Source organism: Eikenella longinqua, assembly GCF_001648355.1.
In the GTDB taxonomy this organism is placed as follows: Bacteria; Pseudomonadota; Gammaproteobacteria; order Burkholderiales; family Neisseriaceae; genus Eikenella; species Eikenella longinqua.
The window spans coordinates 26,190-49,577 of sequence record NZ_LXSL01000021.1; the positions used below are offsets into that span (position 1 = coordinate 26,190).

General features: G+C 56.5%; 20 protein-coding genes and 1 pseudogene. 4 read left to right on the top strand and 17 right to left on the bottom strand.

The annotated features are described in order from the left end of the window. Positions 1 to 80 precede the first annotated feature (80 nt). Complete coding sequence (cytX, locus tag A7P95_RS06300; RefSeq protein ID WP_067592800.1) at positions 81 to 1,307, top strand: putative hydroxymethylpyrimidine transporter CytX; 1,227 nt, start codon at positions 81 to 83, stop codon at positions 1,305 to 1,307. Positions 1,308 to 1,472: 165 nt separating this feature from the next. Here the strand turns inward: cytX and A7P95_RS06305 are convergent, their stop codons facing one another. The 3 genes from A7P95_RS06305 to A7P95_RS06315 form a co-directional block, all read right to left on the bottom strand. Further along, positions 1,473 to 2,696 carry an aromatic amino acid transporter gene (locus tag A7P95_RS06305; protein WP_179945907.1) on the bottom strand — a complete coding sequence of 408 codons (1,224 nt, stop codon included), beginning with the start codon at positions 2,694 to 2,696 and terminating at the stop codon, positions 1,473 to 1,475. Between the two features lie 291 nt (positions 2,697 to 2,987). Then, positions 2,988 to 3,206, bottom strand: coding sequence for a hypothetical protein (locus A7P95_RS06310; RefSeq protein WP_067592805.1), 219 nt, complete (start codon positions 3,204 to 3,206; stop codon positions 2,988 to 2,990). 168 nt (positions 3,207 to 3,374) lie between these two features. Then, positions 3,375 to 4,085 carry a BPSS1780 family membrane protein gene (locus A7P95_RS06315; protein WP_342667767.1) on the bottom strand — a complete coding sequence of 237 codons (711 nt, stop codon included), beginning with the start codon at positions 4,083 to 4,085 and terminating at the stop codon, positions 3,375 to 3,377. Between A7P95_RS06315 and A7P95_RS06320 the strand changes: the two genes are divergently transcribed. Further along, positions 3,984 to 4,205 (top strand): hypothetical protein, encoded by a 222-nt coding sequence (locus A7P95_RS06320; protein WP_067592808.1) that lies wholly within the window; start codon positions 3,984 to 3,986, stop codon positions 4,203 to 4,205. The two genes, A7P95_RS06315 and A7P95_RS06320, sit on opposite strands and share 102 nt — an antisense overlap. Before the next feature lie 182 nt (positions 4,206 to 4,387). On the opposite strand, the gene A7P95_RS11655 is transcribed toward A7P95_RS06320, so the two are convergent. From A7P95_RS11655 to pilM, 10 genes and pseudogenes are all read right to left on the bottom strand, one after another. Continuing rightward, on the bottom strand, positions 4,388 to 4,534 hold the full coding sequence (locus tag A7P95_RS11655) for a hypothetical protein (RefSeq protein ID WP_156503528.1): 147 nt from the start codon (positions 4,532 to 4,534) through the stop codon (positions 4,388 to 4,390). Continuing rightward, complete coding sequence (recG, locus tag A7P95_RS06325) at positions 4,531 to 6,570, bottom strand: ATP-dependent DNA helicase RecG (protein ID WP_067592809.1); 2,040 nt, start codon at positions 6,568 to 6,570, stop codon at positions 4,531 to 4,533. The genes A7P95_RS11655 and recG overlap by 4 nt, the downstream gene beginning before the upstream one ends. Before the next feature lie 167 nt (positions 6,571 to 6,737). Further along, on the bottom strand, positions 6,738 to 7,469 hold the full coding sequence (locus A7P95_RS06330; RefSeq protein WP_156503529.1) for a hypothetical protein: 732 nt from the start codon (positions 7,467 to 7,469) through the stop codon (positions 6,738 to 6,740). Positions 7,470 to 7,603: 134 nt separating this feature from the next. After that, positions 7,604 to 8,680: a 3-dehydroquinate synthase gene (gene aroB, locus A7P95_RS06335; protein ID WP_067592813.1), complete on the bottom strand. Its 1,077-nt coding sequence runs from the start codon at positions 8,678 to 8,680 to the stop codon at positions 7,604 to 7,606. Beyond that, positions 8,680 to 9,228 carry a shikimate kinase gene (locus tag A7P95_RS06340; protein WP_067592815.1) on the bottom strand — a complete coding sequence of 183 codons (549 nt, stop codon included), beginning with the start codon at positions 9,226 to 9,228 and terminating at the stop codon, positions 8,680 to 8,682. Before A7P95_RS06340 ends, aroB begins: the two co-directional genes overlap by 1 nt. Positions 9,229 to 9,257: 29 nt before the next feature. Then, positions 9,258 to 11,388 (bottom strand): annotated as a pseudogene (locus A7P95_RS06345) (type IV pilus secretin PilQ). 21 nt (positions 11,389 to 11,409) lie between these two features. After that, complete coding sequence (locus tag A7P95_RS11175; protein WP_179945906.1) at positions 11,410 to 11,940, bottom strand: pilus assembly protein PilP; 531 nt, start codon at positions 11,938 to 11,940, stop codon at positions 11,410 to 11,412. A gap of 36 nt (positions 11,941 to 11,976) precedes the next feature. Then, positions 11,977 to 12,591, bottom strand: coding sequence for a type IV pilus inner membrane component PilO (locus A7P95_RS06355; protein ID WP_067592821.1), 615 nt, complete (start codon positions 12,589 to 12,591; stop codon positions 11,977 to 11,979). Between the two features lie 15 nt (positions 12,592 to 12,606). After that, the gene (locus A7P95_RS06360; protein ID WP_067592825.1) at positions 12,607 to 13,290 is read right to left on the bottom strand and encodes a PilN domain-containing protein; all 684 of its coding nucleotides are present in this window, start codon (positions 13,288 to 13,290) and stop codon (positions 12,607 to 12,609) included. Between the two features lies 1 nt (position 13,291). Further along, a complete protein-coding gene (gene pilM / locus A7P95_RS06365; protein ID WP_067592827.1) occupies positions 13,292 to 14,392 on the bottom strand; it encodes a type IV pilus biogenesis protein PilM in 1,101 nt (366 codons plus the stop codon). A gap of 131 nt (positions 14,393 to 14,523) precedes the next feature. Here pilM and A7P95_RS06370 point away from each other — a divergent pair, with 131 nt between their 5' ends. Further along, positions 14,524 to 16,890 carry a penicillin-binding protein 1A gene (locus A7P95_RS06370; RefSeq protein ID WP_067592830.1) on the top strand — a complete coding sequence of 789 codons (2,367 nt, stop codon included), beginning with the start codon at positions 14,524 to 14,526 and terminating at the stop codon, positions 16,888 to 16,890. Between the two features lie 320 nt (positions 16,891 to 17,210). Then, positions 17,211 to 18,404, top strand: a complete 1,194-nt coding sequence (dapC, locus tag A7P95_RS06375; protein WP_067592833.1) for a succinyldiaminopimelate transaminase — start codon at positions 17,211 to 17,213, stop codon at positions 18,402 to 18,404. Between the two features lie 92 nt (positions 18,405 to 18,496). Here dapC and A7P95_RS06380 read toward each other — a convergent pair whose 3' ends face one another. The 4 genes from A7P95_RS06380 to ilvB all read right to left on the bottom strand — a co-directional run bounded on the left by A7P95_RS06380 (position 18,497) and on the right by ilvB (position 23,230). Then, positions 18,497 to 19,315 carry a class I SAM-dependent methyltransferase gene (locus A7P95_RS06380; RefSeq protein ID WP_067592889.1) on the bottom strand — a complete coding sequence of 273 codons (819 nt, stop codon included), beginning with the start codon at positions 19,313 to 19,315 and terminating at the stop codon, positions 18,497 to 18,499. A 93-nt stretch (positions 19,316 to 19,408) separates the two neighbouring features. Continuing rightward, entirely contained in the window at positions 19,409 to 20,515 is a 1,107-nt protein-coding gene (serC, locus tag A7P95_RS06385) for a 3-phosphoserine/phosphohydroxythreonine transaminase (RefSeq protein WP_067592836.1), read from the bottom strand. Between the two features lie 445 nt (positions 20,516 to 20,960). Continuing rightward, a complete protein-coding gene (gene ilvN / locus A7P95_RS06390) occupies positions 20,961 to 21,452 on the bottom strand; it encodes an acetolactate synthase small subunit (protein WP_067592839.1) in 492 nt (163 codons plus the stop codon). Continuing rightward, complete coding sequence (ilvB, locus tag A7P95_RS06395) at positions 21,452 to 23,230, bottom strand: biosynthetic-type acetolactate synthase large subunit (RefSeq protein ID WP_067592842.1); 1,779 nt, start codon at positions 23,228 to 23,230, stop codon at positions 21,452 to 21,454. Before ilvB ends, ilvN begins: the two co-directional genes overlap by 1 nt. Positions 23,231 to 23,388: the final 158 nt, after the last annotated feature.

A 23,388-nucleotide genomic window follows, 5' to 3' on the forward strand; every position in this document is an offset into this window, starting at 1 on the left:
AGTTGCCGGGTTTTTTGTGGCCATGTGCGGCGCGGAGGCCCGGCTGGTTTTGCAAACGAACAACTGGGAGCAGGCATCAAATGGAACAAGATCAAGGCGGTAAACTTTCGGCGGGCGCTTCGGCGCTGATTTGGTTTGGGGCGGCGGTGTCGGTGGCGGAAATCCTCACCGGCATGCTGTTTGCGCCGCTGGGCTGGCGCATGGGGCTGTTGGCGGTGGCCGTCGGCCATGTGATTGGCGGGGTGTTGTTTTACCTGGCCGGGCTGATTGGGGCGCAAACGGGGCGCAGCGCGATGGAAACGGTGCAGCTTTCCTTCGGGCGGCGCGGCTCGCTGCTGTTTGCGGCGGCGAACGTGGTGCAGCTGGTGGGCTGGACGGCGATTATGATTTTCACCGGGGCGCAGGCTGTGGCGGCGCTCACGGCGGGCTGGAGCGGGGCGCAGGCCGGGTGGTGCATTATCATCGGCATGCTGATTTTGCTGTGGCTGCGTATTGGGATGCGCAATTTCAGCAAAATCAATGTGGTGTCGATGAGTACGCTGTTTTTGCTCACGCTGTGGCTGAGTTTTCAGGTAGCCTCGGGCGAGCCGGCGGCGGCTGTGCAGCAATCGGAAGCGATGAGCTTCGGGCTGGCGGTGGAGCTGGCGGCGGTGATGCCGCTGTCGTGGCTGCCGCTGGTGTCGGACTACACGCGGCGTGCGGCTAAGGCGCGCCCGGCCACGCTGGCGGCCACGCTGGCTTATTTCTGCACCAGCTCGTGGATGTATGCCATCGGTTTGGCGGCGGCGCTGTTTGCCGGCCAGAGCGAGATTGCGCCGATGCTGCAATATGCGGGGCTGGGCGCGGCGGGGATTGTGGTGGTGGTGTTGTCTACGGTGAGCACCACGTTTTTGGATGCGTATTCGGCGGGGGTGAGCGCCCATGCCATCAGTGGGCGCTTGGGCGAAATGGCGGTGGCGGCGGGGGTAACGCTGCTGGGCGTGCTGCTGGCGCTGCTGTTTGATGTGGGGCGTTTTGAGGCGTTTCTGTATTTTATCGGCTCGGTGTTTGCGCCGATGATTGCAGTGCAGATAGCGGATTATTTTGTGCTGAAACGTGCGCCGGCGGCGGGGGCGGTGGATTGGGTGAGCCTGGCGCTGTGGCTGGCGGGCTTTGTGTTCTACCGCAAAATGCTGGAATGGCAGCCGCCTTTGGGCACCACGCTGCCGGTGATCGCGGCCACTTTTGCGCTGACGGTGTTGGTGCGCAAGCTGCTGGCGGCGGCAAAATCCGGCGGTGCAGCTGCGGCGGGCCCGCATGGGAATTGAGCGGGCAAGGCATGATAAAAGAGGGCGCGGGCAGCGTCCTCTTTTTTCAGGTAGCCTCTAAGCGGCCGTAGGTTAGGTATGAATGCGCGATCTACATTTTTCAGGTAGCCTCAAATGTTTTCAGGTAGCCCTTGGTAGGCTACCTGAAAAATTTTTGCAAACCAATCAGCCAGTAAACACAGGCAAAATATTCGCACGACTGAGGACTTGCGCAGCCACGTTGGCCAGGCCGAACAGGAATACCCACACCATCAGCCAGCGTCCGCCATACACGCTGTAGCCCTTGCCCGCGCCGAACTTTTTGCGGCAGGCGTGCAGCAGCAGGGCGGGCACGAAGGCCGTCCACACCGTGGCGGCGAAGCCGACGTAGCTGATGGCGATCACGAAGCCGGTGGGAAACAGCAGGCAGGCAACGAGCGGCGGCAGGAAGGCCAGCGCGGCGGCTTTGCTGCGCCCGGCGCGGTTGCGGCCGAAGCTGAACAGGTCGGTGAGGTAGTCGAGCAGGCCGAGGGTCACGCCGAGGAAGGAGGAGGCGATGGCCATGTAGGAGAAGAAGGAGAGCACTTTCACCAGCCCGCTGCCGGCCACTTGCGAGAGCGCGGCGAGTAGGGCGGCCACGTTGTCTTGCGCGGCAATCACGGGGGCAAACTGGCTGCGCGGCAGGTTGCCCTGCACGGCAAACTGCCACAGCACGTAGATGACCAGCGCAATCAGCGTGCCCAGCCACAGCGAGCGGGCCACTTTTTTGGCGTCGCCGCGGAAGTAGTCGAACAGGCCGGACACGTTGCCGTGGAAGCCGAAGGAGGCGAGGCACACGGGCAGGGCGGTGCCCAGGTAGATCCAGTAGTTGCCGCCGTGGCTGCCGGCCAGGGTGTCGAACAGGATGGCGCTTTGCGCGGAGCCGAGCAGGCCGCCGTTGGCCCACAGGAAGGTGATGACCATGCCGCCGATGAGGATGCTGGTGGCGCGGTCTACCCAGAAGGTGGACCACCACACGCAGCCGGCAAACACTAGGGTGAACACAATCTGCCCCACCGGCAGCGGCGCGCCGAGGGCTTGGGCGGTGAGGTTGCCGCCGGTGAAGATGTAGGCGTAGGTGAGCAGGTAGAGTACGAAGGCCACGGAGAGGCCGGTGATAATGCTCCAGCCGCGGCCGAGCAGGTCGCTCACGATGGTGTCGAAATTGGCGCCTTGGGGGTAGTGGGTGGTGGCTTCGAGAATCATCAGGCCGCTGGAGAGCATGGAAAACCAGGTGTAGAGCAGCACGGCGAGCGAGCCGGCAAACCAGATGCCGGCGGTGGCGGTGGGGTTGGCGAGCATGCCGGCGCCGACTACCGTGCCGGCAATAATCATGGCGCCGCCGAAAACGGAGGGATTTTGGTTCATGATGTGATGGGGTGTGGGGGAGCGTTGGCTTAGCAGAAGTATTGCTTGGCTATGTTTTAGCTTTGCAGGAACTCGCTTCGCACGTTTTCAGGTAGCCTTTTGCGCTGTTGGCGGGCAACGGGGAAAAGGCGGGAAATAAAACCGCCGCCCCGAAAAAGCGGCGGCTGCGGCAGGATTATACGGATTGCGGCTTGGTTTGACTATAAAGTTGCGGGGAAGAGGCTACCTGAAAGCGCCAGCTTCGGCGCAGCTAAAACGATGTCTTGACACAGTCAAGGCTGAGTTTCTGCGAAGCTAAAGCGCCAGCTTCAGCGCAGCTAAAATGCTGCCGAAGCGTTGCCGGGCATCGATGCGGGGCGGCGTAGGCTTGAGCGGCGTGAATAGGCTTTGGTTTTTCAGGTAGGTGTTGATGAGCAGGTTTTCCGCTGCCACCAGCGAGAAAGTGCCGATGAGGCGGCGTCGGTTTTGGCTGGCGATGGTTTTGAGGGTTTGGAAGGCGGTGGGGGCGGGCATGGGCGGTGTGTGTGAGTGTTTGGATGAATGGTTTTCAGGTAGCCGCATGATACGGGAAGGCTACCTGAAAATGTATTGGCATCGGATTGCAAAGGAATGCGGTTTGGTTTTCAGGTAGCCTGTATGCCGGTGGAGGCTACCTGAAAATTTGGGCGGCGGGCGCGAACGTTATTCCTCTTTGAAAAACAAATCGCGGTACACCGCATAGGGCAGGAGAAACAATATGGGCAGGAAGGCCAGCATGATGAGGATAACCAGCAGCACGACCAGCCAGCCCATACCGGATGATGCTGATAGCGAGCTCAGCAGCCCGATTAGAAACACGGTGCTGAATATCGTGCCGCAGAAGGCAAGGCCGACATAAAGGGCACACAATATCGCGCCGACGATATTGCGGAGGAAGCCTTTGCAGCTCAGGCCGACGGCGCGGAACAGTTTTTCGTTTTGCAAGATAATCAGCGTGGGCACGAGGAAGGTGAGCGCCAGGTAAACGACGAAGAAACCGATATTCAAGGCGTTCATGCCGGCCGGCATATCGTTTTGCCTGCTGTAGGCGAAAGCTTCTAAGCCGTCTAAACCATCATTACCAAGTAGAATGAATATGGCTATGCCGTACAGGAAGGAGAGCGCCAGGCTGAACAGGCCTGCGCCGAGCAGGGATTTGCCGTTTTTCCAGAAGCCGGTGAGGAAGATATCGCCGATGCCGAAGTTGCCACGCTGTTCGAGGCTCTGCGCGGCATAGGCGATGCCGGCTAGGATAACCATCATGAACAGCGGTTGCAGCAACATGCCAATAAAAGGCAGCAGAATGATGACGAAGTTGGCAAGCAGGATCAGCAGCGACGCGCCCAGCCATTTGATTGGCTGCTGCTTGAACAGTCGCCAGACGTTGCGCAGCCAAACGAGCGCGTGGCCGGGGCCGACGGATTGCGGTTCGCCGAGATAGCCGTCGGCATCGCGGCTGGGCTGTTCTTCGGCGGGGGGGAGGGCGGAGCGTAGCGGTCGAATTCGGGGGTGTTCATGATGGCTTGGCTGTGGTGAGGATAGGGCTATATTTTAACTGAAGAAGACTGTGGACGCAGGGGGCGGCGGCTTGGTGGGCGGCGGGTTGTGGGGAAAATGCACGGCGGCAAAGGCTGGGTTTCTCGGAGGGGGAAGGGCTACCTGAAAACGCAGTTGCATTACATTGACAAGCAAGGCGGTTTGTTTTCAGGTAGCCCGAAGGAGGCGCGATAGGCTACCTGAAAAACAAGGGCTACCTGAAAATCTGTTTTACCCAAATCGCAGGGCATGATTGTTTTCAGGTAGCCTTTGTTGTGTGCGTTCACACGCCGAGATAGGCTTCGCGGCTGGCGAGCCAGCGGTCGAGGTGGCGCTCTACGATGTCGGGGTGATGGGCGATGAGCTCGGGGGCGAGCTGGCGGGCGGCTTCGAGCAGGGGCAGGTCTTGTTCCAAATCGGCGAAGCGCAGCATGGGCAGGCCGCTTTGGCGGGCGCCGAGGAATTCGCCGGGGCCGCGGATGTTGAGGTCTTGGCGGGCGATTTCGAAGCCGTCGGTGTGTTCGTAGATCACTTTGAGGCGGGCTTTGGCGGTGTCGCCCAGGGGCTCGGCAAACAGCAGCACGCAGCTGGATACGGCCGCGCCGCGCCCCACGCGCCCGCGCAGTTGGTGCAGTTGCGAAAGCCCCATGCGCTCGGCGTGTTCGATCACCATCAGCGCGGCGTTGGGCACGTCCACGCCCACTTCGATCACGGTGGTGGCCACCAGCACATGAATGCGGCCGGCGGCAAATTCGGCCATCACGGCGGCTTTGTTGGCGGCTTTCATGCGGCCGTGCACCAGGCCGACGGTGAGCTCGGGCAGGGCGGCTTGCAGCTCGGCGAGCGTGTCGGTGGCGGTTTGCAGTTGCAGCACTTCGCTCTCTTCAATCAGCGGGCACACCCAATAGGCCTGCTGCCCTTTTTTGCAGGTGGCCAGCACGAAGCCTTCCACTTCGCGGCGGCGCAGGTTGTTTACCAGGCGGGTTTTGATGGGGGTGCGGCCGGGCGGCAGCTCGTCGATAATGGATACATCGAGGTCGGCGAAGAAGCTCATGGCCAGGGTGCGCGGGATGGGGGTGGCCGACATCATGAGCTGGTGCACGTCGCGGCCCTTGTTTTTCAGGGCGAGGCGCTGGGCGACGCCGAAGCGGTGTTGCTCGTCCACAATCACCAGGCCGAGGTTGTGGAAGGATACGTCGTCTTGAAACAGGGCGTGGGTGCCCACGGCGAGGCAGATGCGGCCGTCGGCGAGCGCGGCTTTGGCCTGCTCTTTTTCTTTCTTTTTGAGGCTACCTGAAAGCCAGGCCACACTGATGCCGAGCGGTTCGAGCCATTGGCGGAATTTGATGTGGTGTTGTTCGGCGAGGATTTCGGTGGGCGCCATCACGGCCACTTGGGCGCCGGCTTCGATGGCGGCGAGCGCGGCGAGCGCGGCTACGATGGTTTTGCCGCTGCCCACGTCGCCTTGCAGCAGGCGGTGCATGGGGTGGGGCTGGGCGAGGTCTTGGCGGATTTCGGCCAGCACGCGCTGTTGGGCGGCGGTGAGGGCGAAAGGCAGGCTCTGCACCAGGTGCTCGGCGAGGCTGCCGTCTCCTTCCAGCGGCATGGCTTGGCCGCTGAGGCGCTGGGCGCGGGCGAGGCGCATGGAGAGCTGCTGGGCGAGCAGTTCGTCGAACTTGAGGCGCTGCCAGGCGGGCAGGCTGCCGTCGGAAAGCTGGCTGACGCTATATTCGGGCGGCGGGGCGTGCAGGAGGTGCAGGCTGGGGGCGAGCGGGGGGAGTTTGAGGCGGGCGAGCAGGTTTTCAGGTAGCGTGTCGGCGAGGTCGGTGTGCTCGAGGGCTTGGCGGATGATGCGGCGCAGGGTAGGCTGGCTGAGGCCGGATACGGTGGGGTAAACGGGGGTGAGGCTTTCGGCGAGGCTTTGGCCGGCGGCGTCGCGGATTTTGGGGTGCACCATTTCGTCGCCGAAAAAGCCGTGGCGGATTTCGCCGATGGCGCGGATGCGTTTGCCTACGGCAAGCTGTTTTTGCTGGCTGGGATAGAAGTGGATGAAGCGCAGGTGGAGCACGCTGCCGGAGTGGTCGCGGATTTGTACGATGAGCTGGCGGCGGGGGCGGAATTGCACTTCTTGGTGGGTGACTTCGCCTTCTACTTGGCAGGAGAGGCCGACGGGGGCGTCTTTGATGGGGGTGAGGTGGGTTTCGTCTTCGTAGCGCAGGGGGAGGTGCAGCACGGCGTCCCACAGGCTGCGGATGTGCAGCTTGGCGAGTTTGCCGGCGGTGGTGTCGGTAAGCTTGGGTTGTTGTTTGAAGCTGGGGCTCATGGGGAATGGGCTACCTGAAAATGGTTTGGCTGCGGCCAAGGCTGGGTTGGGCGAAGCGAAAACGGGTGGCGGGATTGTACTGGAGTGGGTGGGTTTCAGGTAGCCTTAAGCCTAGTGATGTATGGTGGTAGTTCGATAATAATAAAAAAGTAATAATTTCTGGACAATCAAATCAATTGCTGGTTAATCCGGTTCATTATATCTAGGTTTTTCAGATTGATAATGGGAATACCGAAATAATCGGCATAACTAATGGTCTGTCCGGTCCCGCCGGTTTGCCGTGTCCTACCTTGATGGTTTTCACAGCCGTCTTCGGTATAACACAAAACAAAACGGACTGGGCGAATGTCAAGCTCCAATTTGTTTATATCGACTGACCCATTTGCTTTTAATTGTTGCATCAATGTGATGCAGCCAGTATCCTGAAAAGGTTCGATTCCTATGATTTGGAAGAGATTTCTTGCCAATGGTGTAATGTACTGTATTTCCTGTTGTAATAATTTGGCTTGCGTGGGGTGGAAATAAGCTGTGATGCCAAACAGCATTTTGTGGGCGGTTTCGTCTGTAATTTTATCTGTGTCGATAGCGTAATAAATGTCTTTGGCAGATTTTTCGTCTTTTGAATGGGTAAGCAACAAAGCCTGTTCGAAATAGCTATCCAAACCACTTGCGCCGCCGGAACGCAAAATCATATCGCGTGATTGCAAAAATCGAGCAATTTGCTCTGCGGTTGCCCGAACATTTTCCATCATTCCTGCTGCAATTTTATGTTCTCGGCAACCGATGCCAGCATAATACTGCGAAATAGGTATTAAATGGTTAGTTTCTATATACTGTTTTAATATTTCAAGAAATTGCCGTACCCAGTTCAGATCTGTTTCTATTTTTCTATGCCGCATTTGGTGTACAACTATCTAAATCAGTTTTAATCGTAATTAATCGTTTGGTAGTGAACAGTTTTAAATTTTGTTGAATTTTATATTTTCAGGTAGCCTGCTGCGGGGAGAGGCTACCTGAAAATTTGGCTGGCTGTTTAAACGCTTTGTAGTAGGGAGGCCATGTCTTCTCGGCTGAAGCCGGCTTCTACGGCGGCTTGGCCGAGCTGCTTGAGGAGGACGAGGCGGATTTGGCCGGCTTGGTTTTTTTTGTCGTGCTGCATGTGGGCGAGCCAGGTGTCGGCGCTGAAATCGGGCGGGGATACGGGCAGGCGGGCGGCTTGCAGCAGGCGGATGATGCGCTCGGTGTCGGCGGTTTTCAGGTAGCCTTTGCGCTCGGAAAGGCGGGCGGCGAGCACCATGCCGGCGGCCACGGCTTCGCCGTGCAGCCAGTTGCCGTAGCCCATTTGGGTTTCGATGGCGTGGCCGAAGGTGTGGCCGAGGTTGAGGTGGGCGCGGATGCCGTGCTCTTTTTCGTCTTGTTCGACGATATCGGCTTTCATTTGGCAGCAGTGGCGGATGGTGCCGGCGAGGGCGGCTTGGTCTTGCTGCATGAGGGCGGGCATGGTGTGCTCGAGTTGGGCGAGGAAGTTGATGTCGCCGAGCAGGGCGTATTTGATGACTTCGGCGAGGCCGGCGGAAAATTCGCGCGGGGGGAGGGTGCGCAGGGTGGCGGTGTCGGCGATGACGGCTTGGGGCTGGTAGAAGGCGCCAATCATGTTTTTGCCGAAGGGGTGGTTGATGCCGGTTTTGCCGCCCACGGAGGAATCGACTTGGCTGAGCAGGGTGGTGGGGATTTGGATGAAGGGGATGCCGCGTTGGTAGGTGGCGGCGGCAAAGCCGGCTAGGTCGCCGATAACGCCGCCGCCGAGGGCGAGGAGGGTGGTGCGGCGGTCGGTGTGGTGTTGCAGCAGGCCGGTGTAGATTTGCTGGAGGGATTCGTTGCTTTTGTATTGTTCGCCGTCGGGCAGGATGATGGCGCAGAAGGGGATGCCGAGCTGGCGGCAGGCGGCTTCTACGGGGGCGAGGTAGAGGGGGGCGACGGTTTCGTTGCTGATGATGGCGGCTTTGTCGCGGATGTGGGGGCGGATGAGCTCGGCGAGATTGTCGAGCAGGCGGTGGCCGATATGGATGGGATAGCTGTGGCCGGGGGTGTGGACTTGCAGGGTTTGCATTATGGGGCTTCTGGGCTGGATTGTTGGATGAGGTGCAACAGCTGCTTGGTGATTTGCGGGCAGGAGTGTTGCGGGGAAATGTTGAAAACGAGGTGGGCGGTGGCGCGGTAGAGGGGGTCGCGCTGTTGGTAGAGCTGCTTCAGTTTATCAAGCGGGTCGGCTACCTGAAGCAGGGGGCGGCTTTTGTCGTATCGGATGCGTTGGTAGAGAATTTCGGGGGTGGCGTGCAGATAGATAACGGTACCGCGGTTTTGCAGGCATTGGCGGTTTTCGGGGGCGAGAATGGCGCCGCCGCCGGTGGCGAGGATGAGGGAGTGGCGCCGGGTGAGTTCGTCGATAACGGCGGCTTCGCGTTTGCGGAAGCCGGCTTCGCCTTCCAGCTCGAAAATAGTGGGGATGGAGACGCCGGTGCGTTGGCAGATGAGTTGGTCGCTATCGACAAAATCACGGTGCAATAGCGCTGCCAATTGCTTGCCGTGTGTGGTTTTGCCTGCGCCCATCAAGCCGATGAGAAAAATATTGCCTGCCATGTTGTCCATGGCAGGCATTTTAACCGAATCAATCGGAAGATGGCTACTTAGTAGCGCAGAACGTTGCCTTCGCTGCCCATAATGCGCGGGGTGATGAAGATTAGCAGTTCGTTTTTCTCAGTATTGCGCTTGGTACCACGGAACAAGGGGGCAATGACTGGTATATCACCCAGCAACGGCACTTTGTATTGGGCATTGGAGTTATCTTCTTCATAGATACCGCCCAAGATAATGGTGCCGCCGTCTTCCACCATGGCACGGGTGTTCAGCTCTTTGGTTTGCAAGCAAGGCGTACCCAATACGCTACAGGTTTCATCTACTGAGTCTTTGTTCAGTTTAATGTCCATAATCACATTGCCATCGGGCGTGATCTGCGGGGTCACCGTCAAGCCCAACACGGCTTCTTTGAAGCTGGTGCTGGTGGCGCCGCTGGAAGAGGCTTCCTGATAGGGGATTTCCCGACCAGATTTGATGGTGGCTTCTTTGCGGTCTTGAGTCAGCACGCGCGGGCTGGAGATAATCTTACCGCGGTTCTGCTCTTGCATAGCGCTCAATTCCAAGCCGAGTGCACCGGAAGACAGGGCGCGCACGATGGTTAGTGATGGTTAGTGAAGACGTGGCGGCTGCGGCCGGCAGGTTTACGTTCGGGGCAAAGTTGAATATGTCACTAGTAGAGCCACCTAAGCCACTACCAAATCGGGTTGAGCCGATGGTGCGGTTGTAACCAAAACGCACACCTAAGTTACGGGAGAAGCCGTCTTTGGCCTCAACAATACGGGCTTCAATCATCACTTGGCGGGCAGGAACGTCTAATTGTGCAATTAGATTTTCAAATTCTTTGATTACATTACGGTTATCTTTGATAATCAAAGTATTGGTTGCGGGGTCGATTACAGCAGAACCACGGCTGCTCAGCAGGGTGTTACGATCGTTACCGCTAGATCGAGAGCCACCATTCTCATCGATGTTCAAAATTTTACGGAATTCGTTGACGTCTTTGTATTTCAGTTGGAAAGTACGAGATATCAGCGGGCCGAGCTCTTCAACACGCTTGGCGGCTTCTAAGTCGTTAATGTCCTTATCTTGCCATTCTTTGCTAGGGGCAACGTTGATGATGTTACCATTACGGCGGGCTTCCAATCCACGTGCCTGCATCACCAAGTCCAAAGCCTGATCCCAAGGTACATCCTTCAGAGATAAGGTCATCTTGCCCGAAACGCTGTCGCTGGCCACGATATTCATATTGGACTCTTTGGCCAAAATTTGCAGAATAGTGCGCACATCTACGTCTTGGAAGTCCAAAGAAACGCGCTTACCTGTGAAGTGACGGTTACGATTCCGGTTGATGCCGTCTTCAGCTACTACAGTCTTGGGGGAAACGGTAATAGAGTAGCGGCTGGCAGCTTGGTTAGTTTTGTATTCCCAACCACCCTGAGTCTTAATGGTGATTTCGGTATCATTGCCCAAACGGCGCAGATTAATGGTGCGAACCGGAGTACTGAAATCGGTTACATCAAGATTACGTTGTGCAGCGATCGGAAGTTGGTTATTTCTCATCAAAATAACCAAGTTATTGCCACGTTGTTTAACTTCCGGAGTGCCACGATAGCCAGCAGTATTGATTTCGATTACACCGGAGTTATTGCTGCCTTTGTGGAAGTCAACGCCTACATTGGCGGTATTGCTCCCAAGAGTACTTTGGGCAGCAGCTGGCCTGCTATCGGTTACAGTCAGAGTTTCCTGTTGGATTTGGTTAGCAGGAGCAGCCGCTGCTACCGACGTTCTAGCAGGAGACTGCCCAGCTTCGTTGATATAAATCCAAACTTCATTGCCTTTGATTTCTGCATTGTATTGGCCAGGGCGGTTCAAGTTGAGCAATACGCGGGTTTTGCTGCTGTCTTGGGCAACAGCAATCTGGCTCAGAAGGCTGTCATTATATTGGAGTACTGGCTGGCTAAGATTGGCACCAGTATTCGGAAAGTCTAAGGCAATACGAGACGGAGTGGTGGTAATGAAACCACTCGGTTTCAGCATATCGCGGTCAAAACGGATTTTGACGACTTTTTGGTTGTTTGGCAGAGCTGATACATTGATATCCGTGATGTTACCAGCCAATACGCCTTGCATGGCCAAGCTCATACCTAAAGCGGTTAGATAGTACAGTTTTTTGATCTTCATAGCGTAAATCCCTTGGTAAGTTTAATTAGGTTTTGATTGGTTAGCATCTTGGGTGTTCAATTCCAATTCTGCTGTTCGACGTTGCCATGCACCGTAACTGTCTTCTGTTACTTCAGACAAAATCAGCTTGTCTGGAGTAATGGCAGTAATCTGGCCATAGTTTTGACCAAGATAATTACCAACGCGTACGGTATAAGTATGACCATCTGCTTCCACAAAGGCGGAAAGCTGATTCCCTTGTTTGATGGAACCCACATAGCGCAAGCTTTCCAAACTGAAGTTTTCCAAAATTTCTTTTGGCCTATTTGGATTGGGGGCGTTAACGCCATTTTGCTGGGTGGGGCGGAGGCGCTTGGAATCAAAAATATTCAAGCCATTAATAACCGGATCAATATACTCTGGAGATTTTGAAATTGTAGGAATCTCTGGTTGGCGAACATTATTTTTCGCTTGGGTTCGAGCATTGTCCATCCATTGTTGCAAGTCACCTTTGGTTAGAGAGCAGGCTGTCAGCATGCAAAGTGCTGAGAACCATAATATATTTTTCTTCATCGTAAATATCCTTACATAAAGACTTTGATGTATTGGTTATTCAGCCTGAGATGCGGCAGATGCAGCAGCAGCTTCGCTGGGTGCTATTGCTTTATAAGTGTTGGCATTAGCAGTTAAGGTAAGCAAGCCGTTGCTATCTTTGGCATCCGAAGGAACAAGGTTTATCTTATCCAATGTAACGATACGGGATAAACGACCGACATCACGAACAAATTGTGCAATTTGCTCATAGCTCCCAGTGATAGAGATTTCATATGGAAGTTGTTGCACGTTATCCAGATCAACGGGTGGTAAAGGTTTGACACTGTTCATCCGCATGCTGTTTTTCGCACCAGCCTGATGCAATTCTTGAATCAGGTTAGGAATTTCAGCATCGGTTGGCAATTGTTTCAACAATACGTTAAAAGCGGTACGGATTTTTTCCAGCTCATCTTTTAATACGGGAAGATTTGCTGCCTGGTTGGCTTTATCCTGATATTCTGTTTTTAATTCCTCTTCTTTTTGCTCTAGGGTGCCTAGCTCTTCCCATTGGCTTTGAAAAAGGGCAAAGTAGCCAGCAGCTAAAAGAAGAACAACGATAACAATACCAGCGCCAAGCTGAACCAGTTTGTTTTGTTTATATAGATTATTTAAATCAATTTTTTGTGCCATGATTGGATCCTTCCGTTAGTTTGCAGGGGAAGAAGTAGGTACGGAAGAGGTAGCAGATGCTGCTGTGTTGGGTGCTACTACGGAAGCAGCTGAATCCGTGGCTGATTCTGTAGGCATAACTACAGGAGCAAAGTTTGCAGAATCAGGATTCATTGGAGCAGAAGCAGAAACCGCTACGGAAAGCTCAAATTCTTGTACAGAATCTACTTTATTGATGCTATCCAAGGAAGGTTGCCCGAAAACATTGGTAGTCGGGATCACGCGCATGAAGTCAGCAATTTTACTGTCGCTGGTTGCCTTGCCTATCAGGGTATAAGTGCTGACATCTTTAGCTTTGATGCCGGTTAGGTAAACACCTTCGGGTGCGACGGTATTCAAGGAGTCAATCATCCTAGCAGCTTCAAAGCGTTTGTTTTCCAGCTCTTCAACTTTTGCTTTACGAGCCAAGAAATCACGTTTTTCAGCTTCTAAAGATTGCACTTCTTTAATTTCAATATCCAGTTTGGATATACCATCGGCCAATTCTTGGTTACGAGACTCTTGGTTGAGAATCATGCCGCTGAGAGATACATAGGTAAGCACAAGCAGACCCACGCCTACTAATGCAGAAAACACCATCAGTCGGGTAAATTGCGTTTTTCTTTGCTTGTCCTGTTCCTCGCGGTAGGGCAGCATATTGAGTCTAATTAATGGAATCATTTTACAGTCCTCTTACAGCCAATCCGAAGGCAACGGTTAGTTGGCCGGATTCTAGGTTGAATTTAGAAGTTTCGGTCTGCTTGCCGGTTTGGGTGCTAGCAATAGGTTCTACTTGTTGGGTAGAGATATTGGTTTGCGCATAAACGGTTTTAGCGAGGCCGAAAGGCTGCATGAACGGGCACCCAGAAATTAGGATATGCTTCACGCTGTCTTGGTAGTCGCTACTTACAGTCGTGTAGTAGAACTGTAAAACCCTCTGAATTTCTTGGGTAAGCTGACTGTTGAAATGGTCGGCTACCGCACCTTGGAAGGCAGCCGGTTTGTTACCTTTAAAACGCATGCTCCAAGCATCGTCTTCGCTCAGCTTATACTGACGCTGGATGTTGTGGGTCAGCTGTTTGTTGCCGAAGTTGGTTTCCTGTTTATAGACGATATTGCCGTTTTGCAGAATCAAGGCTTTGGTTTGCTCTTCATCCACATGGAAAATAGCCAGTTTTTGATGCTCCAGATCCGGGGCGAATTGATCAATCCAAACGGAGAAGGCATTCACAACTGCAAAAGTGTCCACGTCCATTTGAGATAGCGGAATGTCGGCATCTGCGAATAGATCTGATCGCAAATCTACGTCATCGCGTTTGGCTGCGGCCATCACTACTTCAGTAACATTACCGTTTTGCAATTCATCGGTAATTTGGTAGTCATAACTCAGATTGTCGGATCCAATGGTTTGGCTGGCTTCTAACTCAACGAACTCTTCCAAAGGCAGGTCGGAGCTACGTGCGTCATAGGAGACATTTTGGATAGTAGTTAATGACTGTGGCAGGGCGGCTGTCACATTCTTACAACTGCTACCGAGCTGTTGGTAAGCTTGTTGTAAATATGACACGAGTTGGTCATGGTCTTCGATGTTGCCGTTTATAATAACGCCCTTGGGAAGGGGTTGGATGGTGTAGTTTTCCAGCCTTAAATTACCCGGAACGCTGCCGGCAAGATGTACCATGTTAATGGCATTTGGCGTAATATCCACGCCCAAGCAGCCTTTGCTGCCAAAAGACATTTTAGTCTTTTGTTTTGATTTTTTTGGTTTTTTTGATATTCGCATCTTTAAGCCTCCCTTTGAAAGACCGGCGAATCGGTCACAGGTAAATTTATATCAGGTTTAGCGTTTTCTTGCATAAATTAAGGTATAGTTTACTTTAGTCAAAGTACATATTGATAGAAAAATCTTTAGTTATGTTCAGAAAAATTTTTAAAACAGTGTTTGGATTGCTTTTGGGGCTGGCCTTATTCGGGGTCGGTCTGTTGGCGATTGCGGTTTTGGTTACCTATCCGAAGCTGCCCACTTTGGAGACGGTAACAAATTATCAGCCGAGGATGCCGCTGACGATTTATTCTTCAGACGGTAAGTTGATCGGCATGTATGGCGAGGAGCGCCGTGCGTTTACCAAAATTGACGAATTTCCGCCGGTGTTGATCAATGCGGTGATTGCGGCAGAGGATAAACGCTTCTACCAGCACTGGGGCGTGGACGTGACCGGTGTGGCGCGCGCGCTGATCGGCAACTTCCGTGCCGGCGGCGTGCAATCCGGCGCCAGTACCATTACCCAGCAGGTGGCTCGCAACTTCTATTTAACCAACGAACGCAGCTACCGCCGCAAATTCAACGAAGCGCTGCTGGCTTATAAGATTGAGCAGTCGTTGAGCAAACAGCAGATTCTCGAGCTGTATTTTAACCAGATTTATTTGGGCCAACGCGCTTACGGTTTTGCTGCCGCTTCGCAGATTTATTTCAATAAGCCGGTTAAAGATCTGACTTTGGCCGAAGCCACGATTTTGGCCGGCCTGCCCAAGGCGCCGTCTTCTTTCAACCCGATTGTGAATCCGGCTCGAGCCAAACTGCGCCAGCAATATATTCTGAACAATATGGTGGAAGAGAAGATGATCACGCCGCAACAGCGCGATCAGGCTTTGGCCGAAGAGCTGCATTACCAGCGCCAGCAGGTGGAGATTGACCAAAACTCCCTGTATGTGGCCGAAATGGTGCGGCAGGAAATGTATGACCGCTACGGCGAAGAGGCCTACACCCAAGGCTTCCGCGTGTACACCACAGTCAGCTCGGAAAGCCAAAAGGTGGCCACACACGCCCTGCGCCGTGCACTTAAAGGGTTCGGCATAGGCGCGTATCGCGGTGCGGAAGCCTTTATCGACCTGAAAACCATCGAGCCGGATGTGCTGGACGAAAACCTAGACCAATATCTGGATGCGGTCTACACCGTAGACGGTTTGCAGCCCGCTGTGGTGTTGCAGGCCAGCCGGTCGGGCATTGAAGCTTATATCCAGGGCGGGGACCGCATCAAAATCAGCGGCAGCTCGCTCAACTATGTGGCACGCACCATCAACAACGGCAAAGACAACGCCATCCGCCCCGGCGCGGTAATCCGCGTGCGCAAACTGGATCGCGGCTGGCAGATCAGCCAGATGCCGGAGTTGCAGGGCGCATTTGTGGCCTTAGACAGCAAAACCGGCGCCATCCGCGCACTGGTGGGCGGGTTCGACTTCCACAGCAAGAGCTTTAACCGCGCCACCCAGGCCGAACGCCAGCCCGGCTCCACCTTCAAACCATTTGTTTATTCCGCTGCCTTGGCCAAAGGCATGACGGCGGCCACCACCATCAACGACGCGCCGCTCGAGTTGCCCGGCATGGGTTCCGGCGGCCGCCCGTGGCGCCCGAAAAACTCCGACGGCCGCTATTCCGGCTTCATCACCCTGCGCCAGGCGCTGACCGCTTCCAAAAACATGGTGTCCATCCGCATCGTGATGGCGCTCGGCCCGCACGAAGTGCACCAATATGTTCAGCGTTTCGGCTTCAACCCTAGGCAGATTCCCGATTCCTTATCTATGGCCTTGGGCAGCGGCGTGGCCACCCCCTTGCAGATGGCGCAGGCTTATGCCGTGTTTGCCAACGGCGGCTACAAAGTTTCGCCCTATGTGATAGACCGCATCGAAGACAGCCAAGGCCGCCTGCGTGCGCAGATGAAGCCTTTGGTGGCCGGCGAGAGCGCGCCGCAGGTGATTGACCCGCGCAACGCCTACATCATGTACACCATCATGCAAGACGTGGTGCGCCGCGGCACCGGTGCGCGCGCCAATGCCCTCGGCCGGCGCGATATTGCCGGCAAAACCGGTACCACCAACGAAAACAAAGACGCCTGGTTTGCCGGTTTCAACCCCGATTTGGTGGGCGTGGTGTATATCGGCTTCGATAAACCGCGCAGCATGGGCCGCGCTGGCTTCGGCGGCACGATTGCCCTGCCGGTGTGGGTAGAATACATGCGCTACGCGCTCAAAGGCGTGCCGCAGAAAGAAATGCCGATGCCGGCGAAAATTGTGCGCAACGGCGGCGAATACTTCCTGCAAGAACAGCAGAGTACCAGCGCCCGCCTGGCCATCGACAACCGCGGTGCCGCGCCTGATGCGGCCGATATCCAAGCCGCCGGCGGCGATCCCGTGATTCCCGACGAAGGCACGGCAATCGAGCCGGTACAGCCGCAAGGCGGTGGCGGTGCCGCGCCCTCGCAGGAGATTGACGCGCTGTTCTAACCGGCACTGCGCCTGAAGCAGAAGGCTACCTGAAAACCATCAACACGCTGTGTTCGGTTTTCAGGTAGCCTTTATTCATAGTATCGGCTTGACCCGGAGGCTACCTGAAAAAATCTCAATTGCCACAGATAAGAATCTTCCCATTCATAATCTTCAGCTTGAAGGCTACCTGAAAATCCTGCCGCAGCCATCATCCCGCTCCAAACTTTGATTTTCGTAAAAGCAAAGCCTTTGCGGTTTAAAGACTCCGTTTTTCAGGTAGCCTGATTGCCCCTTGGCGATTACAATAGCCGCCTCTCCCCATTTCCCGAGCGCACATCATGAACCCGCATTTAGCCCAACTCCAGCCCTATCCCTTCGCCCGCCTGCGCGAGGCCATGCAAGGCGTGGACGCCCCCGCCGGCCTCGCCCCCGTGCCGCTGCAAATCGGCGAGCCCAAACACCCCGCGCCCGCCGTGATTACCGATGCGCTCACCGCCGCCCTGCCACGCCTCGACACCTACCCGCAAACCCTCGGCCTGCCCGAATTGCGCCAAGCCTGCGCCGGCTTCCTACAACGCCGCTACGGCCTCACGCTCAACCCAGACAGCGAAATCCTGCCCGTGCTCGGCAGCCGCGAGGCGCTGTTTTCCTTCACCCAAGTCGTGCTCGACGGCAGCGCGCAGCCCAAGCCCGTGGTGGTGTGCCCCAACCCGTTTTACCAGATATACGAAGGCGCCGCGCTCTTGGCCGGTGCGGAAACCGCCTTCGCCAACTGCCACGCCCCGCGCTTCCAGCCCGACTGGGGCAGCGTGCCCGAAGCCGTGTGGCAGCGCACCCGCCTGGTATTCGTGTGCTCGCCGCACAACCCCTGCGGCAGCGTGATGCAGCAGGCCGACTGGGCCGAGCTCTTCGCCCTGCAAGACCGCTACGGCTTCATCATCGCCGCCGATGAATGCTATTCCGAAATCTATTTTGAAGGCGAAGCGCCCATCGGCTGCCTGCAAGCTGCCGCCGCACTGGGGCGCAGTTTCGACAAACTGGTGATGTTCACCAGCCTTTCCAAACGCTCCAACGTGCCCGGCCTGCGCTCCGGCTTCGTGGCCGGCGACGCCAAGCTGCTCAAAGATTTCCTGCTCTACCGCACCTACCACGGCAGCGCCATGAGCCTGCCCGTGCAAATGGCCAGCATCGCCGCTTGGAACGACGAAGAACACGTGCTTGCCAACCGCCGCCTGTATCAGGAAAAATTTGCCAAAGTGCTGCCGATTTTGGCGCAAGCCTTTGAAGTGGAACGGCCGGACGCATCGTTTTACGTGTGGCTGAAAGCGCCCGACGGCGACGATTTGGCCTTTACGCGCACGCTGTGGCGCGAAGCCGCCATCCAAGTGCTGCCCGGCCGCTTTATGGCGCGCGACACGGCGCAGGGCAACCCGGGCGCGGGCTATGTGCGCATCGCGCTGGTGGCGCCCGTGGCCGATTGCGTGGCGGCGGCGGAGAAGATTGTGGAGATTCGGCGGCGGTGTTATCCGTAGGCGGTTCGCTGAAATACAGGCGGAATAAAGAAAAAGGCTACCTGAAAAAATTTTCAGGTAGCCTTTGTGTTGGATATGCTTGAAGTTTGCGGCTAATCAATGCGGTAGTGTAGCAGGCGGGTGCTTTCTCGTATGGAAGGCACGAGGCGCATGATGTGGTAGGAGAGCCAGCCGGTGCGCTTCCATTCGGCGGGAAAATCGCCGATGAGGAGCCGGCTGGAGACGAGGTGCAGGTTGCCGGCCCATTGTTCGGCTTCGCGTTCGTTGTCGCAGTAGGATTCGAAGCGGGCGCTGGCGTTTTTCATGGCTTCGTGGCGGGCGGAGTGTTTGGCGGTCCAGCTGTTGCACATGTCGAAGGCGATTTCGCTGCCGCTGAAGCGGGCGGCGAGGTTTTGGAACAGGCTGCGCACGGTGTCGATGGGGAAATACATCAGCACGCCTTCTATCACGAAGAGGAATGCGGCTTCGGGATGGCGGGTTTGCAGATCTTCCATCCATTCGGTGCTGAAGGCGGAGGAGGGGAGCAGGGTTTCGTTGGCTTGCGGGGGGAGGAGCCGGCGGCGCAGTTCGATGACTTCGGGCAGGTCGAGCTGGTAGAAGGGGGCGTTGCCGGCTTGGCTGCCGAGGCGTTCGCGGCGGCTGTCGAGCCCGCAGCCGAGGATGACGATGACGGGGTGGGTGTGGCGGCGGATGAAGTCGGCGGTGAGTTGGTCGAAATGGCGGGAGCGGATGGCGGTGCCGACGATGGTGTGTTTGGCGTGGGCGAGGCCGGTGAAGTCGTAGTCGATTTGTGGCACGAGTCGGCAGGCGGCTTCGTCGCGCAGGATGGGGTTGGGCTGCTGGGCGGCGCGGTATTTCATGTAGAGGGGGATGAGCAGGGTTTCGCTGACGGCGTTTTCGATTTTAATCATGGCGGGCTCCATCGATAAAGGGCTACCTGAAAAGGGGAAGGCTACCTGAAAAATAGTTTTCAGGTAGCCTGATTATACGCCTGGGGCAGGGGATTAGCCGTAGCGTTTTTGGAATTCGCGCATAAATTCGATCAGGGCTTCCACGCCTTGCAGGGGCATGGCGTTGTAGATGCTGGCGCGCATGCCGCCCATGCTCTGGTAGCCGCGCAAGAGGCGCAGGCCGCGGGTGGTGGATTCTTGGGCGAAGAGTTCGTCTAAATCGGGGTTGCCGGTGCTGAAGATGACGTTCATTTTGGAGCGGGCGGCGGGGGCGACGGGGTTGCGGTAGAAGCCGCCGCTGTTGTCGATGGCGGCATACAGGGTTTTGGCTTTGAGGGTGTTGATGGTTTCCATCTGCGCCACGCCGCCTTGCGATTGCAGCCAGCGGAACACGAGGCCGGCGATGTAGATGGGGTAGGTGGCGGGGGTGTTGTACATGCCTTGGCGCTGGATGTGGGAGCGGTAGTTCCACACGTCGGGCACGCGACTGGAGCAGCGTTCGAGCAGGTCTTCGCGGATGATGACGATGGTGGTGCCGGAGGGGCCGATGTTTTTCTGCGCGCCGGCATAAATCACGCCATAGTCGGCCACGTTGATGCGGCGCGACAAAATCTCGCTCGACATGTCGCACACGAGGGGCGGCATGCCAGCGCCGAGTTTGGGCGCTTCGCGGTATTGCAGGCCGTGCACGGTTTCGTTGATGACGAAATGCACGAAGGCGGAGCCCGGGTCGATGTCCCAGGAGGAAACGGGCGGCAGGTCGGTGTAGTTGAACTGCTCGCCGCCGTGTGCGGCCAGGTGGATGTTTACATCGGAAAGCTTGCCCATTTCCTGATGGGCGATACGGCTCCAGTTGCCGGTTACCACGGAATCGACGCGCTTGAAGCCGTTGCTCAGGTTCATCACGGTCATGTTGAATTGGGCGCTGGCGCCGCCTTGCAGGAACAGGACTTTGTAGTTGTCGGGGATGCCGAGCAGCTGGCGCAGGTCTTGCTCGGCGTGGTAGAGGATGCTCATGAATACGTCGGAGCGGTGGCTCATGGTCATCACGGAAAAGCCGGTGCCGTTGTAGTCGAACATTTCGCTTTGTGCGGTGCGCAACACGGATTCGGGCAAGACGGCGGGGCCGGCAGAGAAATTATAGATGGGGGTGTTCACGATGGGGCTCTGGGGATGAAAAAGGCGGCGTTTGCCGCTGCGGTTTAAGCAAATTGGCGGGAAGATGGTTGGGGATTCTATGCCGCGCTTAGGGTGGCGGCAAGGTTTTCGGCGGTTTTCTGCAAAATGGGGGAATAGTGGAAAACCGGTTATTAACTATTATTTCAGGCATTGAAAAGTGATTTTCACTGCTTTGATTGGAGATTTGGTGTTTATTGCTGCCGGCCGAGTTAGGGCAAGTGAAGAGCGCTCTGTGGCGGTTTTGGTCTTTGGGCGTGGGTTGGTTTTAGCTTTGCAGAAACTCTGCTTCTTGCGGAAGCTCGGTTTTCAGGTAGCCTTAAGCACTGTGGAGGGGGAAGCTGTGCCACAAATATTTTCAGGTAGCTTGTATTGCTGCATACAGGCTACCTGAAAAATTTCCAACCTATCTCAATAGGCCGCTCAAACATCAAATTTTCAAAATCCGCTCGCCGCGACCGATGCCGGCGGCGCCGGTGCGCACGGTTTCCAGAATCAGGCCTTTGGGCACGGTTTCCAGGAAGCTGCTGAGCTTGTCGCTGGTGCCGGTGATTTCGATCACATAGCTCTTGTCGGTTACGTCCACCACTTGGCCGCGGTAGATGTCGGTGAGGCGCAGCAGCTCGTCGCGGTCTTTGCCCACGGCGCGCACTTTCACCAGCATCAGCTCGCGTTCCACATGGCGGCAGTGGTTGAAATCGATCACTTTCACCACTTCCACCAATTTATTCAGCTGCTTGGTGATCTGCTCCACAATTTGGTCGTTGCCGTGGGTAACGATGGTCATGCGGGAGAGGGTGGCGTCTTCCGTGGGGGCGACGGAGAGGGAGTCGATGTTGTAGCCGCGTGCCGAAAACAGCCCGACCACTCGGCTCATGGCGCCGGATTCGTTTTCCATCAAAACGGATAAAATGTGTCGCATTATGGCACGCTCCTTTTGTCGTAGTGGCGGTCGGTGACTTCGTTTACATCAGAATCGGCTTTGCGCTCGCGCATATGCGGCGGCAACACCATTTCGTCCAGCCCCTTGCCGTTGCCGACCATGGGGAAGACGTTTTGTTTGCGGTCCACCACGAAATCCATAAACACCAGGCGGTCTTTCAAGGCCAGCGCCTCGCGCAGCGCGCCTTCCACGTCGGCCGGGTTGCTGATGCGCATGCCCACGTGGCCGTATGCTTCGGCCAGCTTCACGAAGTCGGGTAGGGTGTCGAAATAGGTTTCCGCCTCGCGGTTGCTGTAATACAGCTCCTGCCATTGGCGCACCATGCCTAGGTAGCCGTTGTTCAGGCAGATGATTTTCACCGGCAGATTGTATTGTTTGCAGGTGGCCAGCTCCTGAATATTCATCTGCACCGAGCCTTCGCCGGTGATGCAGCAGATGTCGCGCTCGGGCGCGGCCAAATAAGCGCCCATGGCATAGGGCAGGCCCACGCCCATGGTGCCCAAGCCGCCGGAGTTGAGCCACTGGCGCGGCTCATCGAAGGGGTAATACTGCGCAGCGAACATTTGATGCTGACCCACGTCGGAAGTGATGATCGCCCGGCCGTTGGTTACCTCGGCCAGCGTGCGGATCACCTGCTGCGGCAGGATCACATCCGAGCGCGGCTCGATATACAGGCCGTCGCGGCTGCGCCAGGCTTCGATTTGCTGCCACCATTTTTCCAAGGCGGCCGGGTTGAGCGCGAGCTCCTGTTTGCGCCACAGGCCGAGCATTTCCGTTAATACGTTTTTCACGTCGCCCACAATCGGCACGTCCACCTTCACGCGCTTGGCGATGCTGGATGGGTCGATGTCGATGTGGATGATTTTCTTCGGGGCTTCCAAGAATTTGCCGGGCACGGAAATCACGCGGTCGTCGAAACGCGCGCCCACCGCCAAAATCACGTCGGCATTCTGCATGGCCAGGTTGGCTTCATAGGTGCCGTGCATGCCGGGCATGCCGAGGAAGCGGCGGTCGGAGGCCGGGTAGCCGCCCAAGCCCATCAGCGTGCCGGTGCAGGGGGCGTCGAGCAGGCGCACCAAGTCGATGAGCTGTTCGGAAGCGTTGCCCAAAATCACGCCGCCGCCGAAATACACCAGCGGGCGTTTGGCTGCCGCCAGCATCTGCACGGCTTTCTTAATCTGGCCGATGTGCCCGTGCGTAACCGGCTGATAAGAGCGGATAAAGATGTCTTCCTGCGGATAGCTGAATTTCGACAGCGTTTGCGTGGCATCTTTGGTGATGTCCACCACCACCGGGCCGGGGCGGCCGCTTTGCGCGATTTGGAAGGCCTTTTTGATGGTGGGCGCCAAATCGTCCACCGAAGTGACCAGAAAATTGTGCTTCACGCAGGGGCGCGACACGCCCACCATGTCGATTTCCTGGAAGGCATCCGTGCCCACCGCCGGCGAGGCCACCTGGCCGGAAATCACCACCAGCGGGATGGAATCGCTGTAGGCGGTGGCGATGCCGGTGATGGCGTTGGTGGCGCCCGGGCCGGAGGTAACCAGCGCCACGCCCACCCTGCCGCTCACGCGCGCATAGGCATCGGCGGCGTGTACCGCGGCCTGCTCGTGGCGCACCAGGATATGCTCGAATTTGTGGAGTTGATAGATGGCGTCGTAGATTTCCAGCACCGCGCCGCCGGGATAGCCGAACACGTATTCCACGCCCTCGGCCTTGAGACTTTGCACCAATATTTGTGCGCCTGATAATTGCATCAAACCTCTCCTTTATGCACATCAGCCGATCGTTCGGCGGCGGCTTTACCACGGCACGGTAGTGCGCTGGCCGGAGCCGGGCGGTTTAGGGTACGCGAAACGGCAACAACCGGTAACAGCCAACCGCCGCATCCGTCGGAAGAGATGCAGGGGTTGTG

Bases quoted from the DNA above. Each gene is read 5' to 3' on its own strand.
- A7P95_RS06340 (WP_067592815.1), bottom strand. From the start codon at position 9,228: ATGCCTGCCATGGACAACATGGCAGGCAATATTTTTCTCATCGGCTTG.
- A7P95_RS06355 (WP_067592821.1), bottom strand. From the start codon at position 12,591: ATGGCACAAAAAATTGATTTAAATAATCTATATAAACAAAACAAACTG.
- A7P95_RS06370 (WP_067592830.1), top strand. From the start codon at position 14,524: ATGTTCAGAAAAATTTTTAAAACAGTGTTTGGATTGCTTTTGGGGCTG.
- dapC (WP_067592833.1), top strand. From the start codon at position 17,211: ATGAACCCGCATTTAGCCCAACTCCAGCCCTATCCCTTCGCCCGCCTG.
- aroB (WP_067592813.1), bottom strand. From the start codon at position 8,680: ATGCAAACCCTGCAAGTCCACACCCCCGGCCACAGCTATCCCATCCAT.
- A7P95_RS06360 (WP_067592825.1), bottom strand. From the start codon at position 13,290: ATGATTCCATTAATTAGACTCAATATGCTGCCCTACCGCGAGGAACAG.
- recG (WP_067592809.1), bottom strand. From the start codon at position 6,570: ATGAGCCCCAGCTTCAAACAACAACCCAAGCTTACCGACACCACCGCC.
- A7P95_RS06310 (WP_067592805.1), bottom strand. From the start codon at position 3,206: ATGCCCGCCCCCACCGCCTTCCAAACCCTCAAAACCATCGCCAGCCAA.
- ilvN (WP_067592839.1), bottom strand. From the start codon at position 21,452: ATGCGACACATTTTATCCGTTTTGATGGAAAACGAATCCGGCGCCATG.
- A7P95_RS06330 (WP_156503529.1), bottom strand. From the start codon at position 7,469: ATGCGGCATAGAAAAATAGAAACAGATCTGAACTGGGTACGGCAATTT.
- A7P95_RS06380 (WP_067592889.1), bottom strand. From the start codon at position 19,315: ATGATTAAAATCGAAAACGCCGTCAGCGAAACCCTGCTCATCCCCCTC.
- cytX (WP_067592800.1), top strand. From the start codon at position 81: ATGGAACAAGATCAAGGCGGTAAACTTTCGGCGGGCGCTTCGGCGCTG.
- A7P95_RS11175 (WP_179945906.1), bottom strand. From the start codon at position 11,940: ATGAAGAAAAATATATTATGGTTCTCAGCACTTTGCATGCTGACAGCC.
- ilvB (WP_067592842.1), bottom strand. From the start codon at position 23,230: ATGCAATTATCAGGCGCACAAATATTGGTGCAAAGTCTCAAGGCCGAG.
- pilM (WP_067592827.1), bottom strand. From the start codon at position 14,392: ATGCGAATATCAAAAAAACCAAAAAAATCAAAACAAAAGACTAAAATG.